The following is a 16,920-nucleotide window of genomic DNA, read 5'->3' on the forward strand; positions in this document are numbered from 1 at the left end:
TACCCGGTGGCGTATGCCACACTTTTCTTTATTGGTGTCCCTCAGGCCGCCGTGACGGCCTGATTCGCCTTTACTGCTTGATGACCAGCTTCAGGTCAACCGGGTATTTGGCCTGAACTTTTTCGCCCTTCAGCACTTTGTCGGCAGTTTCAACGCCAGTGGCGCCAATCTGCTCAGGCAGCTGAGCGATGGTCGCAGCCAGTTTGCCATCGTTTACTGCTTTTTCACCATCCGGCGTGCCGTCAAATCCGACAACCATCACATCAGATTTACCAGCGGTCTGCAGGGCACGCAGCGCGCCCAGCGCCATTTCGTCGTTCTGCGCGAATACTGCCTGCACGTCAGGGTGCGCGGTCAGCAGGTTCTGCATGACGTTCAGACCCTTAGTACGGTCGAAGTCTGCCGGCTGGCTCGCCAGTACGTTGAATTTATGCGCTGCAACCGCCTGCTGGAAGCCTTCGCCACGCTCGCGGGCGGCAGACGTACCGGCAATCCCCTGCAGTTCGATGACTTTCGCGCCTTCGCCGGCTTTCTTCGCGATGTAATCACCGGCGATTTTGCCGCCCAGCACGTTATCAGACGCAATATGGCTCACCACTTCGCCTTTGGTTGCCTGACGGTCCAGGGTGATTACCGGGATCTTCGCCTGGTTTGCCATCTTCACGGCGTTGCCTACGGCATCAGAATCGGTTGGGTTGATCAGCAGAATTTTGGTGCCGCGAACGGTTAAGTCCTGAACGTTAGCCAGCTCTTTCGCCGGGTTGTTCTGTGAATCCAGAACCACCAGGTTGTAGCCCAGTTTGTCCGCTTCTTTCTGCGCGCCATCCTTCAGAGAGACGAAGAACGGGTTGTTCAGGGTAGAGACAACCAGCGCGATGGTGTCTTTCGCCATGGCGTTAGCACTTACGGTTGCGCTCAGCGCGACAGCGGAAACCAGGGTAGCCATTTTTTTCATGTTCATATCTAAGATGTCCTGTAGTGTCGTCAGTTACTGTTTTTTGTTGTCTACCAGTACCGCCAGCAAAATCACCACTGCCTTAACGATCATCTGGTAATAGGAGGAAACACCTAACAAATTCAAACCATTATTCAGGAAACCGAGGATCAGTGCGCCGATCAATGTCCCAACAATGCGACCTTTACCGCCCGCAAGACTCGTACCGCCCAGAACCACTGCCGCAATGGCATCCAGCTCATACCCCGTACCCGCCGTTGGCTGCGCGGAGGAGAGGCGCGCCACTTCGATAATGCCTGCCAGTGACGCCAGCAGACCGCACAGGGAGTAAACGATAATTTTGACTTTATTAACGCTGATACCGGATAGACGCGTTGCCGCTTCGTTACCGCCCAGCGCATAGATATAACGGCCCAGACGAGTGTGATGCAGCATGTACCACGCCGCCAGGAAGACAATAGCCATGATCCATACCGGGGTCGGGACACCCAGCGGGCGACCGATACCGAACCAGCCAAACAGATCGGCGTTATCGGTAAAGCCGGTATTGACCGGGCTGCCGTTGGTATAAACCATGGTCACCCCGCGCAGCAGCAGCATCATCACCAGCGTGGCGATGAACGCCTGAACGCGGCCTTTTGCCACAATCACGCCGGTGACGGCGCCTATCGCCGCACCTGCCGCCAGGGCAGCGGCCACGGCCACCAGCGCGTTGACTTCAATGCCGACAATCGAAGCGGCGATCGCGCCGGTGAGCGCCAGCAGGGAACCGACGGACAGATCGATACCTGAGGTCAGAATCACCAGCGTCATGCCGACCGCCATAATGGCGTTCACCGACGTCTGCTGCAGAATATTGAACAGGTTATTAACGGTGAAGAAATTCGGGCTCATGGTCGACACAATCGCGATCAGCACCAGCAGGGCAATCAGCGATTTTTGCTCCATCAGCCACGCCTTTGTGAAATAGCGGCGACCAGAAACAGCCTGGGTAGTCATCTTCTTACTCCTGATTCACGCGATTAAGCTTGCCCACAGCGGCAGCCATCAGAACTTCCTGGGTGGCCTGCTCGCGAGTGAATTCACCGCCGAGATGCCCTTCATGCATGACGATAATGCGATCGCTCATGCCTAATACTTCTGGCATCTCGGAAGAGACCAGAATGATGCTTAGACCGTCGGCCTTAAACTGGTTAATCAGCTGATAGATCTCTTTCTTCGCCCCCACGTCTACGCCGCGGGTTGGCTCGTCGAGGATCAACACTTTCGGGCGCGTCATCAGCCCGCGCGCAATCGCCACTTTCTGCTGATTCCCGCCGGACAACAGGCCAATCGCCTGCTCCATCGACGGGGTTTTGACGTTAAAGAGGCGGATAAAATCGCTCACCGCCTGCTGCTCGTCTTTATGCTTCAGGCTGCCACCGCTGTGGCTGAAATAGCGCAGCGCGGTCAGGGACATGTTCTCTTTTACCGACATGCCCAGCACCAGGCCGTCGCGTTTGCGGTCTTCGGAGATATAGACGATGCCGTTCGCCAGACCATCCTGCGGAGAGCGGGTGACCACTTCATGGCCGTCGAGGGTGACATAACCGCTGGTACGCGGCAGTGCGCCGTACAACACTTTCATCAGCTCGGTACGTCCGGCACCCATCAGGCCCGCCACGCCCAGGATCTCGCCCTGGCGTAGGGTGAAGGTCACGTCGTTCACGCCCGGACCGCAGAGGTTGTCCACCTTCAGGCGGATCTCACCCGGCGCTTTATCCAGATGCGGATACTGATCTTCCAGCTTACGTCCCACCATCATTTCGATGAGCGTATCTTCGGTCAGCGTCGCCACTTCGCGCTCGGCAATAAACTGCCCGTCGCGGAAAACGGTGACGTCATCGCAGATTTCGAAGATCTCTTTCATACGGTGAGAGATATAGACAATCCCGCGCCCCTGCGATTTCAGCTCGCGGATAACGCGGAACAGGGATTCGGTTTCGGTATCGGTCAGGGCGTCGGTCGGTTCATCCATAATGATGACCTTCGACTCGAAGCTCAGCACCTTCGCGATTTCCACCATCTGCTGATCGCCAATGGAGAGATCGCCCACCAGGCGGTCGCTCTTAAAGCGCAGGTTCAGCTTCGCCAGCAGCTTATCCGCTTCGGCATACATGGTTTTCCAGTCTATTTTGCCGAACCGGTTAACAAACTCGCGGCCGAGGAAGATGTTTTCCGCAATGGTGAGCTGCGGGATGAGGTTCAGCTCCTGGTGAATAATACCTATGCCCGCTTCCTGAGAGGATTTCGGGCCAGTGAAGGTAGTCTCTTTACCCAACCAAAGGAGTGAGCCGGCATCGCGTTGATAGATACCGGTCAGCACTTTCATCATGGTGGATTTGCCGGCGCCGTTTTCGCCCACCAGCGCCATGACGCGCCCGGGGTAGACGTTCAGCGCCGCGCCGGAGAGGGCTTTTACGCCCGGGAACGACTTATCGATCCCTTTGAGTTGCAGTAATGCGTCCATGATGGCCTCAGAAGGTGACGCCAGCACAGAGAATGATATTCGCATACGGGGAACACTCCCCGCTGCGAATCACCGCCTGACTGTCTGCGGTTTGTTGTTTGAATTGTTCGTGCGTTGTGTAACGAATTTCTATGGTATTTCCCTGGTGTTGTTGCAGCTGCTCAAGGTGGCTGAGCAACGTTTCGTGGAGTTGCGGATTATGTTGTTTGATTTCCGCCGCGAGAATGACCGCCTCAACCTGCATCTCCGCGGTCACCACGTCCAGTACCTGCATAAACGAAGGTACGCCCTGCGTTAACGCCATATCGATACGGGTTGTGCTGCGCGGAACCGGTAAGCCTGCATCGCAAACCACCAGCGTATCGGTATGCCCAAGACGGGAAATAACCGATGAGATTTCTGAGTTGAGTACAGTGCCTTTCTTCATTTTCTTGCTCCACTAGCGAAACGTTTCGCTAAAAGTAGTGTAGCCCCAGAAATGTTCAGAAAACCATCATGACGTAACAGATTTGTGATCGACGTCGAAACGTTTCGCTAAGTGAAATGGCGTGGAGGTAAATGCAAAACGGTAACCCCCAGGTTACCGTTTTTATGTTTGCGCCCTCTCCCTGTGGGAGAAGGGCGGGATGAGGGCTTCAGGCCGCACAAAGACTTAAATCTCGACCTGCGTACCCAGCTCAATCACGCGGTTAGGCGGGATCTCAAACTGGTCAGGCGCACGCAGGGCGTTACGCTGCAGGATGAGGTACAGCTTGCCGCGCAGGCGCAGATACCACGGGCGCTTGCCGATAATCAGCGACTCGTGCGACATAAAGAACGACGTTTCCATCATCCGACAGCTCAGCCCTTCCAGGCCGCAACGGTGGAACACCTCTTCCACGTTTGGCGTTTCACGCCAGCCGTAGCTTGCCACCACGCGCCAGAAGGTCGGCGACAGTTGCTCGATTTGCACGCGGCGGACGTTATGAACATACGGCGCATCTTCGGTGCGCAGCGTCAGCAGGATCACGCGCTCGTGCAGCACTTTGTTGTGCTTGAGGTTATGCATCAGCGCGAACGGAATAACATTTAGCGCGCGAGACATGTATACCGCGGTACCTGGAACGCGGACCGGCGGAGATTTCTCCAGAGAAGCGATCATCGCCTCCAGAGAGTTCCCGTGCTCATGCATGCGGCGCAGCAGGCGGAAACGCTCGCTTTTCCAGGTGGTCATGACAATGAACATAACCAGACCCAGCGTCAGCGGCAGCCAGCCACCGGAGACAATCTTATCGAGGTTCGCAGAGAACAGCGGCACGTCGATGCACAGGAAGCCCACCAGAATCATCGCCACGAGGAATTTATTCCAGTGCCAGTTTCGGTACGCCACCGTGGTGGAGAGAAGCGACGTCAGCACCATCGTACCGGTTACCGCAATACCGTACGCCGCCGCCAGGTTACTGGAGTGCTCGAAGCTGACGATAACAATGACCACAGCGAAATAGAGCAGCCAGTTAATGAACGGGATGTAGATCTGACCCGACTCCATCTCTGAGGTATGGATGATGCGCATCGGTGAGAGATAACCCAGACGCACGGCCTGGCGCGTCAGAGAAAACACGCCGGAAATCACCGCCTGAGAGGCAATGACGGTCGCCAGCGTCGCCAGGATCAGCATCGGTACCAGCGCCCAGTCAGGCGCCAGCAGGAAGAACGGGTTCTTGATCGCTTCCGGGTTTTTAAGCAGCAGCGCCCCCTGACCAAAGTAGTTCAGCACCAGCGACGGGAGCACCACAATAAACCATGCCACGCGGATAGGCAGTTTCCCGAAGTGACCCATATCAGCATACAGCGCTTCCACACCGGTGATGGAGAGCACCACGGCACCCAGCGCCACAAAGGAAACCACTTTGTATTCGAGGAAGAAATGCACGGCCCAGTAGGGATTCAGCGCCTGCAGCACTTCCGGGTTCGCGATAATGCTGCGCAAACCAAGCGCCGCCAGGATCAGGAACCAGGCCAGCATAATCGGTGCAAACAGTTTGCCCACCAGCCCGGTACCGTGCTTCTGGATCATGAACAGCAGCGTCAGGACAATAATGGCCAGCGGAACCACCCATGAATCAAGTTGTGGAGCGATAATCTCCAGCCCTTCTATCGCCGACAGCACCGAAATAGCGGGCGTGATAACCACCTCTCCGTAGAAGAAACTGCCCCCAATCAGGCCGATAATGACCAGCACTGAGGTCATTCTGGCCGAGGTATTGCGCCCGGCAAGAGACATCAGGGTCAGGATCCCGCCTTCACCTGCGTTATCAGCACGCATAACGAAGGAGAGATACTTAACGGAAACCACCAGGATCAGCAGCCAGAAAATGAGGGACAGGAAGCCAAACACGGCATCGCGTTCAACACCAAAGCCAAACTGGCCGGACAGACATTCACGAAGCGTATAAAGCGGGCTGGTGCCGATATCACCGTAGACAACCCCGATCGCCGCAAGCGTTATTGCGGGTAATGATTGCTTATTATCAGTGCTCATAGACTAGTCTTTTCGTTTAAATAACAAATGTGTTCCTGGTCCCTTGGCCCACAAAAAGCGCACAGTATGCACGATTCATTGCAAAATCGTACCCCTAAATGCAACCGCATTAATGTAGCGCAAAGAAAATTGCGCCGCACTTCAGTCTATTACCAGCCCTGACTGAAACGTCTATACTCGCTTCAATTGGCCGCCACGACGGCGAAAGGATGCAAAACTATTATGGCTCACTCACATTTATTAGCAGAAAGAATTTCCCGCCTCAGCAGCGCGCTGGAGAAAGGCCTTTTCGAGCGTAGCCACGCCATTCGCCTCTGTTTACTGGCGGCGCTGAGCGGTGAAAGCGTGTTTTTGCTGGGACCGCCGGGCATTGCCAAAAGCCTGATTGCCCGCAGGCTAAAATTTGCTTTTCAGAATGCCCGCGCCTTCGAATATCTCATGACCCGGTTTTCCACCCCGGAAGAAGTGTTTGGCCCCCTCTCTATTCAGGCGCTGAAAGATGAAGGGCGCTATGAGCGTTTGACGGCGGGGTATCTGCCTGAGGCTGAGATTGTCTTTCTCGATGAGATCTGGAAAGCGGGACCGGCCATTCTTAACACCCTGCTCACGGCGATAAACGAACGTCGGTTCCGCAACGGCGCCAGTGAAGAGAAAATCCCGATGCGCCTGCTGGTGGCCGCCTCTAACGAACTGCCCGAGGCCGACAGCAGTCTGGAAGCGCTGTATGACCGTATGCTCATCCGCCTGTGGCTGGACAAAGTGCAGGACAAATCAAACTTCCGCTCCATGCTGGTGAGCCAGCAGGATGAGAGTGAAAACCCGGTATCCGCTTCGCTGCAGGTGACGGATGAGGAGTATTACCAGTGGCAGCAGGATATCAGCAAAATCAAACTGCCTGATGCCGTATTCGAGCTGATCTATCTGCTGCGTCAGCAGCTTGATCTCCTCCCTTCGGCACCCTATGTCTCCGATCGTCGCTGGAAAAAAGCGATCCGCCTCCTGCAGGCCAGCGCCCTGTTTAGCGGCCGCGATGCCGTTGCCCCCATCGATCTGATCCTGCTGAAAGATTGCCTCTGGCACGACGCGGAAGGCATGAATCTGATGCAGCAGCAGCTTGACGTTTTGATGACCGGACACGCCTGGGGGCAGCAGGCGATGCTCAACCAGCTGGGGGCGATTGCCCAGCGGCGCATCCAGCTCCAGCAGCAGCAAAGTGATAAAACCGCGCTGAAAGTGAATCGCCTTGGAGGCATGTTTGCCCGCAAGCCGCACTATGAGCTTCCTGCCGATCTGACCGGCGCAACGCTCACGCTGCTGCTCCAGCAGCCGCTCAAACTGCATGATATGCAGGTGGTACACATTACGATTGAGCGCGAGGCGCTGGCGCAGTGGCTGGATAAGGGGGAGAGATCCGCGGCAAGCTCAACGGCATCGGCTTCGCGCAGCCGCTGAATATGGAAGTGGACAGCAGCCAGCATCTGGTGATCCGCGACGTCAGCCTGCAGGGCTCGCGTCTGGCGCTGCCGGGCACCGCCTCGGACAGCGTACCGGAAGAGATTAAGCAGCAGCTGGAAGCGCTGGATACGGAATGGCACCAGCAGCATACCCGCTTTAGCGAGCAGCAAAAATGCCTCTTTATTCATAGCGACTGGTTAGGCCGCATTGAAGCCAGCCTGCAGGACGTCAGCGCGCAGATCAAACAGGCGCGTCAATGCTAACCCTGGATACGCTTAACGTTATGCTGGCCGTCAGCGAGGAGGGGTTGATCGAAGAGGTGGTCATAACACTTCTGGCGTCACCGCAGCTGGCAGCCTTCTTTGAAAAATTTCCGAAGCTCAAAAAGGCGATGACGGACGATCTTCCGCGCTGGCGCGAAAATTTGCGTCAGCGGTTCAGGGAGACCGAAGTTCCGCCTGAGTTAACGGAAGAGGTGGCCTGCTATCAGCAGTGCCAGCGGCTCTCCACGCCGCAGTTTATCGTCCATCTTCCGCAAACCTTGACGTTGCTCGACAAGGTCCACTCCCCGTTTGCCAGCCAGGCGCGGGCGCTGGTCACGGATAACGCCACTTTTACCCCGGCGCTGCACACCCTCTTCTTACAGCGCTGGCGCCTCAGCCTGGTGGTGCAGGCCACGACGCTAAACCAGCAGCTGCTGGATGAAGAGCGCGAACAGCTGCTTAGTGAAGTTCAGGAACGAATGACCCTGAGCGGCCAGTTAGAACAAGTGCTGGTGGAGAATGAAAACGCCGCTGGGCGTCTCTGGGATATGAGCGCAGGCCAGCTCAGGCGCGGGGACTATCAGCTGATCGTCAAGTACGGCGATTTTCTGACGCAGCAGCCCGAGCTGATGAAGCTTGCAGAACAGCTGGGACGCTCAAGAGAGGCAAAGTCGGTTCCAAAGAAAGACGCCCCGATGGAAACCTTCCGCACCCTGGTGCGTGAACCGGCCACCGTACCGGAGCAGGTCGACGGGCTCCAGCAGAGCGATGATATTTTGCGTCTTCTCCCCACGGAGCTGAGCACGCTGGGGATGACCGAGCTGGAGTATGAGTTTTACCGTCGGCTGGTGGAAAAACAGCTCCTCACCTACCGGCTGCACGGCGAAGCCTGGCGCGAGAAAATCAGCCAGCGGCCGGTCGTTCATCAGGATTTTGATGAACAGCCGCGCGGACCCTTCATCGTTTGCGTGGATACGTCCGGATCGATGGGCGGGTTTAACGAGCAGTGTGCGAAGGCATTCTGTCTGGCACTGATGCGCGTGGCGCTCGCCGATCGCCGTCGCTGCTTCATCATGCTGTTCTCCAGCGAAGTCGTGGGCTATGAGCTGACGAACCAGCAGGGGATCGAGCAGGCAATCCGCTTCCTGAGCCAGCGTTTTCGCGGCGGCACGGATCTGGCCAGCTGCTTTCGCAGCATTGTGGAGCGTATGCAGGGCGGCGACTGGTACGACGCCGACGCGGTGGTAATTTCCGATTTTATTGCCCAGCGGCTGCCGGATGACGTGGTGAATAAGGTGAAGGAATTACAGCGGGTGCATCAGCACCGTTTTCATGCGGTGGCGATGTCCGCCCATGGAAAACCCGGCATCATGCGCATCTTCGATCATATCTGGCGCTTTGATACCGGGCTGCGTAGCCGCCTGCTCAGACGCTGGCAGCGTTAATTACAGAAGAGAGCCGACGCTTTCACGTACCTGCTGCGGCCAGACGCCACACTGAACCTGACCGATATGGGGTAATTGCAGCAGCAGCATGGTCAGACGGGACTGGCCGATACCGCCGCCAATCGTCTGCGGCATTTCACCGCGCAGCAGCGCCTGGTGCCACTCGAGCTTGAGACGATCTTCATCTCCGGTGACCGCCAGCTGGCGCTTCAGCGCGTCAGCATCCACGCGGATCCCCATAGAAGAAAGCTCGAATGCGTCTTCCAGAACCGGGTTCCAGACCAGAATATCGCCGTTCAGCCCGGCAAACTCGCCCTCACCCGCAGTGCTCCAGTCATCATAATCCGGCGCGCGAACGTCGTGGCGTTTGCCATCAGACAGTTTGCCGCCGATCCCAATCAGAAATACCGCGCCCAGCTCTTTAGCAATCGCACGTTCACGGCCTTTGGCATCCAGATCCGGGAAGCGGGCCAGCAATTCCTGGCTGTGCACAAAGTGGATCGTATCCGGCAGGAACGGTACCAGACCAAACTCTTTGCTCACGGCCGCTTCGGTCGCTTTGATCCCGGCGTAGATCGCCTCAACGGTGGATTTCAGCGTGCCGACGTGGCGCTCGCCGTCACCCATTACGCGCTCCCAGTCCCACTGGTCAACATAGACAGAGTGAATTGGGGTGAGGCGGTCTTCATCGGGGCGAAGGGCTTTCATGTGCGTGTAGAGCCCTTCGCCCGCGCTGAAGTCGTGTTGCCCCAGGGTTTGACGCTTCCACTTCGCCAGTGAATGAACCACTTCAAACTGGGCGTCTGGCAGTGTTTTCACTTTCACCTGTACCGCTTTTTCGCATCCAGACAAGTTATCCTGGGTCCCGTCACCCACGCGGCTCAGAATCGGCGCCTGGACTTCAATTAGCCCAAGTTTATCTTCCAGCTGGCGGGAAAAATGGGATTTAACGAAACTGATCTGGCGTTGTTTTACGATGTAAGCGGTTTTCATTATTTATACTCCTGCGTCCTGTTGATATTGATTAAGCAACAGAAATGGCATCACATTCAATAACTCATCAACAAAAAGCCACCTTCACTTTTGATTCGATAAAATTAAACGCTAGAATAGAGTGATTCATTAATCTTCATAAGAAAAAGCTATGGAAAATTATCAGATCGACAATCTCGACCGCGGCATTCTGGAGGCGTTAATGGCCAATGCCCGTACCGCCTACGCCGAACTGGCGAAACAGTTTGGCGTCAGCCCGGGAACCATTCACGTTCGCGTAGAGAAAATGAAGCAGGCGGGGATCATTACCGGCGCACGCATTGACGTCAGTCCTAAACATCTGGGTTACGACGTCTGCTGCTTCATTGGCATCATTCTTAAAAGCGCCAAAGACTATCCTTCCGCCCTGGCGAGGCTAAACGCACTGGATGAAGTCACCGAGGCGTATTACACCACCGGGCACTACAGCATCTTTATTAAAGTCATGTGCCGATCCATCGACGCCCTTCAGCAGGTACTTATCAACAAGATCCAAACAATCGATGAAATTCAGTCCACCGAGACCCTGATCTCCCTGCAAAACCCGATCATGCGTACCATCCGCCCGTGATCGGGCAAATTCATTCCCACATTTTCCACAGGTAGATCCCAGCTCGCTCACAGCGTACAATGGCCGTCTCTTTATCCAGGCGAGCGATCAATGGCGGACATTACCCTTATCAGCGGCAGCACCCTTGGTGGTGCGGAATACGTAGCGGAACATCTGGCTGAAAAGCTGGAAGATGTGGGCTTTTCCACTGAAACCCTGCACGGCCCGTTGCTGGAAGATCTCCCGACTGACGGGGTCTGGCTGCTGATCACCTCCACGCACGGCGCGGGCGATCTGCCGGATAACCTGCAACCTTTATATGACGAACTGCTGGAACAGCAGCCCGACCTGTCAAACGTCCGTTTTGGCGCAGTGGGGATCGGCAGTCGCGAATATGACACCTTTTGCGGGGCAATAGAGAAAGTCGAAGCCGCTGTCACCTCCTGCGGAGCAAAACAGCTGGGTGAAACGCTCAAGATCAACATCCTCGATCATGACATTCCGGAGGATCCAGCCGAGATCTGGCTCGCGGAATGGAAAAATTTACTCAAAAACGATTAAAGATCGCGCGAACAGATGTGGATAACTCTGGTTAAAAGCTCGTATTAACCCGTAGTTATCCAAAGAACAACCGTAGCGTCGTTTTTGGCCTGTGCATAAAGTCGCGATCTGATCCCAGCTTATACGGTCCAGGATCACCGATCATTCACAGCAAACGATCCTTTCTAACTGCATGATCTTCTTTATGAGATCGGACTTATCCACACAGGTTCGCGATCCTAATAAGAGATCACAATAGAACAGATCTCTAAATAAAAAGATCTTCTTTTTAATAGCCCAGGATCCCAATGCTTTCTCGAAAGACTAAAGTTGAGTAGAATCCACGGCCCGGGCTTCAATCCATTTTCATACCGCTTTACGCGAGGCAGACCACCATGTTTTATCAGGATCCTTTTGACGTCATCATCATTGGCGGGGGTCACGCAGGCACTGAGGCCGCAATGGCCGCAGCGCGAATGGGTCAGCAGACCCTGCTTTTGACACACAATATCGACACGCTGGGACAAATGTCCTGTAATCCGGCGATTGGCGGCATTGGGAAAGGACACCTGGTAAAAGAAGTGGATGCACTTGGCGGCCTGATGGCGAAAGCGATCGATCAGGCTGGCATCCAGTTTAGGATACTAAACGCGAGTAAAGGCCCCGCTGTCCGTGCGACCCGTGCTCAGGCAGACCGCGTACTTTACCGTCAGGCGGTGCGTACCGCCCTGGAGAACCAGCCGAACCTGATGATCTTCCAGCAGGCGGTTGAAGATCTTATCGTTGAGAACGATCGCGTCGTGGGTGCCGTGACCCAGATGGGCCTCAAATTCCGCGCGAAAGCCGTGGTGCTGACCGTGGGCACATTCCTGGACGGTAAAATTCATATCGGTCTGGATAACTACAGTGGTGGCCGTGCTGGCGATCCGCCGTCTATTCCACTGTCTCGTCGTCTGCGCGAACTGCCGCTGCGCGTTAGCCGCCTGAAAACAGGCACGCCGCCGCGTATTGATGCGCGTACCATTGATTTCAGCGTGCTGGCGCAACAGCACGGTGATAACCCAATGCCGGTCTTCTCGTTCATGGGTAATGCGGCACAGCATCCGCAGCAGGTACCGTGCTACATCACGCATACCAACGAGAAAACCCATGACGTGATCCGCAATAACCTCGATCGTAGCCCCATGTATGCTGGCGTGATCGAAGGGATCGGTCCACGCTACTGTCCGTCGATCGAAGACAAAGTGATGCGCTTTGCCGATCGTAACCAGCACCAGATCTTCCTGGAGCCGGAAGGGCTGACCTCGAACGAAATTTACCCGAACGGCATCTCCACCAGCCTGCCGTTTGATGTGCAGATGCAAATTGTTCGCTCAATGCAGGGGATGGAGAATGCGAAAATCGTTCGCCCTGGCTACGCTATTGAGTACGATTTCTTCGATCCGCGTGACCTGAAGCCAACCCTGGAAAGCAAATTCATCCACGGTCTGTTCTTCGCGGGTCAGATTAACGGCACCACCGGCTATGAAGAAGCGGCTGCACAGGGTCTGCTTGCCGGTCTGAACGCCGCGCGCTTCTCTGCTGAGAAAGAGGGCTGGGCACCAGGCCGTTCTCAGGCGTATCTGGGCGTGCTGGTTGACGATCTCTGCACGCTGGGTACCAAAGAACCGTACCGTATGTTTACCTCTCGCGCGGAATATCGCCTGATGCTGCGTGAAGATAACGCCGACCTGCGTCTGACCGAAATGGGCCGTGAACTCGGTCTGGTCGATGACGAACGCTGGGCGCGCTTCAACGAGAAGCTGGAACGCATTGAACAGGAACGTCAGCGCCTGAAAACCACCTGGGTGAATCCGCAGGCGGAAACTGCTGCCGAAGTAAACGCTCACTTAACAGCGCCGCTGTCGCGCGAGGCCAGCGGGGAAGATCTGCTGCGCCGTCCTGAAGTCACCTACGAGAACCTGGTCAAACTGACCGCGTTCGCGCCGGGCCTGGAAGACGCTGAAGCGGCAGAGCAGGTTGAGATCCAGGTGAAGTACGAAGGTTACATCGCGCGTCAGCAGGATGAGATCGAAAAACAGCAACGCAACGAAAACACGCTGCTGCCGGAAATGCTGGACTACCGCCAGGTGACGGGTCTTTCTAACGAAGTGATCGCCAAGCTGAACGATCACAAACCGGTGTCGATCGGTCAGGCGTCCCGCATCTCGGGGGTTACCCCTGCGGCGATTTCGATCCTGCTGGTCTGGCTGAAAAAGCAAGGTATGTTGCGCCGCAGCGCGTAATTGACATTGCTTTTGGCGGGTGGCGCTTCGCTTACCCGCCCTACTTATTCGTAGGCCCGGTAAGCGGCAGCGCCACCGGGCGAAAAATCTCTAAACAGGTATTCACCGTGCTCAACAAACTCTCTCGTCTGCTGGATCAGGCAGGTATTTCGCTCACCGATCACCAGAAAAATCAGCTGGTGGCCTATGTCGATATGCTGAACAAATGGAACAAAGCGTACAACCTGACGTCTGTTCGCGACCCCAACGAGATGCTCGTCCGCCATATACTCGATAGCATCGTGGTTGCCCCCTGGCTGAAAGGTGAGCGTTTCATCGACGTGGGTACGGGTCCAGGTTTACCGGGCGTTCCGCTGTCGATTGTTCGCCCTGAGAGCCATTTCACGCTGCTGGACAGCCTTGGCAAGCGCGTGCGCTTTTTACGTCAGGTACAGCATGAGCTGAAGCTTGAGAACATCACGCCCGTGCAGAGCAGGGTAGAGGAATTCCCGGCAGAGCCGCCGTTTGACGGGGTTATCAGCCGCGCGTTTGCTTCGCTCAATGACATGGTGAGCTGGTGTAAGCACTTGCCTGCGGAGAACGGCCGCTTTTATGCGCTGAAAGGGCAGTTGCCAGGCGATGAGATTGAACAGCTTCCAGACGGTTTTGCTGTCGAGTCTATTGAGAAATTACAGATTCCTCAGCTCGAAGGTGAACGTCATCTGGTGATAATTAAGCCAAACAATTTTTAAAAAATTAATAAAAAATGTGGAATTCGTGCTGTTCTTATCATGTTAAAAAACAGCACAACTACCAGGGTTTTATCGGGGAGCTTTTAACCTCTGCTTCACTAAGGTTTTTCTTCCGGTTAACGTAGCGCCTATTATTCACCGAGAAGATAGTCATCTGTGAAAATATAAGTCTGCTAAAAGTGGAAGGCAGTAACCAGAACGTAATGTTAATTATTTATTAAGAATGTCAATAAAAGGTTTTTATTGTGTACCGGGCTGTTTTGAAAATAGTTGCGACATTTTGTGTTTAATTTCATAAAGATAAATTTTCGTGATTTGCGCCTTTGATAAATACAACCTTATCGCAAATGTGTGTTTTGTGATCTCGTGCACGCTTTATCGACAACGTTTTCGCGCTGTTTGCAGTTTTGGTCGAAGGTTGACGCTTTCAGCGAAAGTTAAAAAATAGCGGTGGGGAAAAATATTTAAACATTTATTCACCTTTTCGCTACTTAATGTTTGAAATCACGGGTGCGCACCGTATAATTTGACCGCTTTTTGATGCTTGACTCTGAGCCTTAAAGGACGTTTTATACGACACGCGGCATACCTCGAAGGGAGCAGGAGTAAAAACGTGATGTCTGTGTCGCTCTTGAGTAGAAACGTTGCTCGTAAGCTTCTGTTCGTTCAGTTTCTGGCTGTGATAGCAAGTGGACTGCTGTTTAGCCTCAAAGACCCCTTCTGGGGCATCTCCGCCGTGTGCGGGGGTTTGGCGGTTGTGCTGCCAAACGTGTTGTTTATGATTTTTGCCTGGCGTCATCAGGCGCATACACCCGCCAAAGGCCGCGTGGCCTGGTCCTTCGCCCTCGGCGAAGTGTGTAAGGTGTTGCTGACCTTTGCTCTACTGGTGATGGCGCTGGCGGTTTTGAAAGTGGTCTTCATGCCGCTGATAGCAACGTGGGTTTTGGTGCTGGTGGTACAAGTTCTGGCTCCAGCTGTAATCAATAACAAAGGGTAAAAGGCATCATGGCTTCAGAAAATATGACGCCGCAGGATTACATAGGTCACCATCTGAATAACCTTCAGCTGGACCTGCGTACATTCTCGCTGGTGGATCCACATAACCCCCCGGCCACCTTCTGGACGATCAACATCGACTCCATGTTCTTCTCGGTGGTTTTGGGTCTTCTGTTCCTGGCCATGTTCCGCGGTGTTGCTAAACGAGCGACCAGCGGTGTACCAGGGAAATTCCAGACCTTCATCGAAATGATCATCGGCTTCGTCCATGGCAGCGTCAAAGACATGTACCATGGCAAGAGCAAGCTGATTGCTCCGCTGGCGCTGACCGTGTTCGTTTGGGTCTTCCTGATGAACCTGATGGACCTGCTGCCAATCGATCTGCTGCCGTTTATCGGCGAGCACATCTTCGGCCTGCCTGCACTGCGTGTTGTACCGTCTGCGGACGTGAACATCACCCTGTCGATGGCGCTGGGCGTGTTTATCCTGATTCTTTTCTACAGCATCAAAATGAAAGGCGTAAGCGGCTTTGTGAAAGAGCTTACCTTGCAGCCGTTCAACCACTGGGCGTTTATTCCGGTCAACCTGATCCTGGAAGGCGTTAGCCTGCTGTCCAAACCTGTTTCACTGGGTCTGCGACTGTTCGGCAACATGTATGCGGGTGAGCTGATTTTCATTCTGATCGCGGGTCTTCTGCCGTGGTGGTCACAGTGGGTTCTGAATGTGCCGTGGGCCATTTTCCACATCCTGATCATTACGCTGCAAGCCTTTATCTTCATGGTTCTGACGATCGTCTATCTGTCGATGGCGTCTGAAGAGCACTGATTTTTTACCAACACTACTACGTTTTAATTGAAACAAACTGGAGACTGTCATGGAAAACCTGAATATGGATCTGCTGTACATGGCTGCCGCTGTGATGATGGGTCTGGCGGCTATCGGTGCTGCGATCGGTATCGGCATCCTCGGGGGCAAATTCCTGGAAGGCGCAGCGCGTCAACCTGATCTGATTCCTCTGCTGCGTACTCAGTTCTTTATCGTTATGGGTCTGGTGGATGCTATCCCAATGATCGCTGTAGGTCTGGGTCTGTACGTGATGTTTGCTGTCGCGTAGTAGTAGTTTTAAAACCCTAAGCCACAGAAATTAAAGAGGTATTGTGCTGTGAACATGAACGCAACAATCCTCGGCCAGGCCATCGCGTTTATTCTCTTTGTCTGGTTCTGCATGAAGTATGTATGGCCGCCTTTAATGGCTGCCATCGAAAAACGTCAGAAAGAAATTGCTGACGGTCTGGCTTCTGCAGAACGCGCTAAGAAAGATTTGGACCTTGCACAGGCCAACGCGACAGACCAGCTGAAAAAAGCGAAAGCGGAAGCTCAGGTAATCATCGAACAGGCTAACAAACGCCGTTCTCAGATCCTGGACGAAGCCAAAGCTGAAGCAGAACAGGAACGTACTAAGATCGTGACACAGGCTCAGGCAGAAATTGATGCTGAGCGTAAACGTGCTCGTGAAGAACTGCGTAAGCAGGTTGCGATTCTGGCTGTTGCTGGCGCCGAGAAGATCATCGAACGTTCCGTGGATGAAGCTGCTAACAGCGACATCGTGGACAAACTTGTCGCTGAACTGTAAGGAGG

15 protein-coding genes and 1 pseudogene are annotated in these 16,920 nt (G+C 54.5%); 10 read left to right on the forward strand and 6 right to left on the reverse strand.

The window, feature by feature from the left end:
• Positions 1 to 70: 70 nt before the first annotated feature.
• From rbsB to kup, 5 genes are all read right to left on the reverse strand, one after another.
• The gene (rbsB, locus tag ACMGG5_RS05740; RefSeq protein ID WP_420277599.1) at positions 71 to 961 is read right to left on the reverse strand and encodes a ribose ABC transporter substrate-binding protein RbsB; all 891 of its coding nucleotides are present in this window, start codon (positions 959 to 961) and stop codon (positions 71 to 73) included.
• Between the two features lie 27 nt (positions 962 to 988).
• Complete coding sequence (gene rbsC / locus ACMGG5_RS05745; RefSeq protein ID WP_006808742.1) at positions 989 to 1,954, reverse strand: ribose ABC transporter permease; 966 nt, start codon at positions 1,952 to 1,954, stop codon at positions 989 to 991.
• A gap of 4 nt (positions 1,955 to 1,958) precedes the next feature.
• Positions 1,959 to 3,464 carry a ribose ABC transporter ATP-binding protein RbsA gene (gene rbsA, locus ACMGG5_RS05750; RefSeq protein WP_021242658.1) on the reverse strand — a complete coding sequence of 502 codons (1,506 nt, stop codon included), beginning with the start codon at positions 3,462 to 3,464 and terminating at the stop codon, positions 1,959 to 1,961.
• 7 nt (positions 3,465 to 3,471) lie between these two features.
• On the reverse strand, positions 3,472 to 3,891 hold the full coding sequence (rbsD, locus tag ACMGG5_RS05755; protein ID WP_024907896.1) for a D-ribose pyranase: 420 nt from the start codon (positions 3,889 to 3,891) through the stop codon (positions 3,472 to 3,474).
• 225 nt (positions 3,892 to 4,116) lie between these two features.
• Positions 4,117 to 5,985 (reverse strand): low affinity potassium transporter Kup, encoded by a 1,869-nt coding sequence (gene kup, locus ACMGG5_RS05760; RefSeq protein WP_024907895.1) that lies wholly within the window; start codon positions 5,983 to 5,985, stop codon positions 4,117 to 4,119.
• A 222-nt stretch (positions 5,986 to 6,207) separates the two neighbouring features.
• Here kup and ravA point away from each other — a divergent pair.
• Both ravA and viaA read left to right on the forward strand, forming a co-directional pair.
• Positions 6,208 to 7,703: pseudogene (gene ravA, locus ACMGG5_RS05765) on the forward strand (ATPase RavA).
• Positions 7,697 to 9,148, forward strand: coding sequence for an ATPase RavA stimulator ViaA (viaA, locus tag ACMGG5_RS05770; RefSeq protein ID WP_024907893.1), 1,452 nt, complete (start codon positions 7,697 to 7,699; stop codon positions 9,146 to 9,148). Before ravA ends, viaA begins: the two are co-directional and overlap by 7 nt.
• Here the strand turns inward: viaA and asnA are convergent, their stop codons facing one another.
• Positions 9,149 to 10,141 carry an aspartate--ammonia ligase gene (asnA, locus tag ACMGG5_RS05775; RefSeq protein WP_420277600.1) on the reverse strand — a complete coding sequence of 331 codons (993 nt, stop codon included), beginning with the start codon at positions 10,139 to 10,141 and terminating at the stop codon, positions 9,149 to 9,151.
• Between the two features lie 151 nt (positions 10,142 to 10,292).
• Here asnA and asnC point away from each other — a divergent pair, with 151 nt between their 5' ends.
• From asnC to atpF, 8 genes are all read left to right on the forward strand, one after another.
• A complete protein-coding gene (gene asnC, locus ACMGG5_RS05780; protein WP_024907891.1) occupies positions 10,293 to 10,751 on the forward strand; it encodes a transcriptional regulator AsnC in 459 nt (152 codons plus the stop codon).
• Positions 10,752 to 10,841: 90 nt separating this feature from the next.
• Entirely contained in the window at positions 10,842 to 11,291 is a 450-nt protein-coding gene (gene mioC / locus ACMGG5_RS05785; RefSeq protein WP_420277601.1) for an FMN-binding protein MioC, read from the forward strand.
• A 374-nt stretch (positions 11,292 to 11,665) separates the two neighbouring features.
• Positions 11,666 to 13,555, forward strand: coding sequence for a tRNA uridine-5-carboxymethylaminomethyl(34) synthesis enzyme MnmG (gene mnmG, locus ACMGG5_RS05790; RefSeq protein ID WP_023333918.1), 1,890 nt, complete (start codon positions 11,666 to 11,668; stop codon positions 13,553 to 13,555).
• Between the two features lie 107 nt (positions 13,556 to 13,662).
• Entirely contained in the window at positions 13,663 to 14,286 is a 624-nt protein-coding gene (rsmG, locus tag ACMGG5_RS05795) for a 16S rRNA (guanine(527)-N(7))-methyltransferase RsmG (RefSeq protein ID WP_024907888.1), read from the forward strand.
• Positions 14,287 to 14,902: 616 nt separating this feature from the next.
• A complete protein-coding gene (gene atpI, locus ACMGG5_RS05800; RefSeq protein ID WP_023333920.1) occupies positions 14,903 to 15,283 on the forward strand; it encodes a F0F1 ATP synthase subunit I in 381 nt (126 codons plus the stop codon).
• A gap of 8 nt (positions 15,284 to 15,291) precedes the next feature.
• Positions 15,292 to 16,107, forward strand: coding sequence for a F0F1 ATP synthase subunit A (atpB, locus tag ACMGG5_RS05805; RefSeq protein ID WP_008500193.1), 816 nt, complete (start codon positions 15,292 to 15,294; stop codon positions 16,105 to 16,107).
• 49 nt (positions 16,108 to 16,156) lie between these two features.
• Positions 16,157 to 16,396, forward strand: coding sequence for a F0F1 ATP synthase subunit C (gene atpE, locus ACMGG5_RS05810; protein ID WP_000429386.1), 240 nt, complete (start codon positions 16,157 to 16,159; stop codon positions 16,394 to 16,396).
• Between the two features lie 48 nt (positions 16,397 to 16,444).
• Entirely contained in the window at positions 16,445 to 16,915 is a 471-nt protein-coding gene (gene atpF / locus ACMGG5_RS05815) for a F0F1 ATP synthase subunit B (RefSeq protein ID WP_014072436.1), read from the forward strand.
• Positions 16,916 to 16,920 lie beyond the last annotated feature (5 nt).

It is taken from the genome of Enterobacter sp. BNK-34 (genome assembly GCF_048684445.1).
Taxonomy (GTDB): Bacteria; Pseudomonadota; Gammaproteobacteria; order Enterobacterales; family Enterobacteriaceae; genus Enterobacter; species Enterobacter pseudoroggenkampii.

Bases quoted from the DNA above. Each gene is read 5' to 3' on its own strand.
- rbsC (WP_006808742.1), bottom strand. From the start codon at position 1,954: ATGACTACCCAGGCTGTTTCTGGTCGCCGCTATTTCACAAAGGCGTGG.
- kup (WP_024907895.1), bottom strand. From the start codon at position 5,985: ATGAGCACTGATAATAAGCAATCATTACCCGCAATAACGCTTGCGGCG.
- atpE (WP_000429386.1), top strand. From the start codon at position 16,157: ATGGAAAACCTGAATATGGATCTGCTGTACATGGCTGCCGCTGTGATG.
- asnC (WP_024907891.1), top strand. From the start codon at position 10,293: ATGGAAAATTATCAGATCGACAATCTCGACCGCGGCATTCTGGAGGCG.
- rbsA (WP_021242658.1), bottom strand. From the start codon at position 3,464: ATGGACGCATTACTGCAACTCAAAGGGATCGATAAGTCGTTCCCGGGC.
- atpB (WP_008500193.1), top strand. From the start codon at position 15,292: ATGGCTTCAGAAAATATGACGCCGCAGGATTACATAGGTCACCATCTG.
- mioC (WP_420277601.1), top strand. From the start codon at position 10,842: ATGGCGGACATTACCCTTATCAGCGGCAGCACCCTTGGTGGTGCGGAA.
- asnA (WP_420277600.1), bottom strand. From the start codon at position 10,141: ATGAAAACCGCTTACATCGTAAAACAACGCCAGATCAGTTTCGTTAAA.
- rbsD (WP_024907896.1), bottom strand. From the start codon at position 3,891: ATGAAGAAAGGCACTGTACTCAACTCAGAAATCTCATCGGTTATTTCC.
- mnmG (WP_023333918.1), top strand. From the start codon at position 11,666: ATGTTTTATCAGGATCCTTTTGACGTCATCATCATTGGCGGGGGTCAC.
- rbsB (WP_420277599.1), bottom strand. From the start codon at position 961: ATGAACATGAAAAAAATGGCTACCCTGGTTTCCGCTGTCGCGCTGAGC.
- viaA (WP_024907893.1), top strand. From the start codon at position 7,697: ATGCTAACCCTGGATACGCTTAACGTTATGCTGGCCGTCAGCGAGGAG.
- atpI (WP_023333920.1), top strand. From the start codon at position 14,903: ATGTCTGTGTCGCTCTTGAGTAGAAACGTTGCTCGTAAGCTTCTGTTC.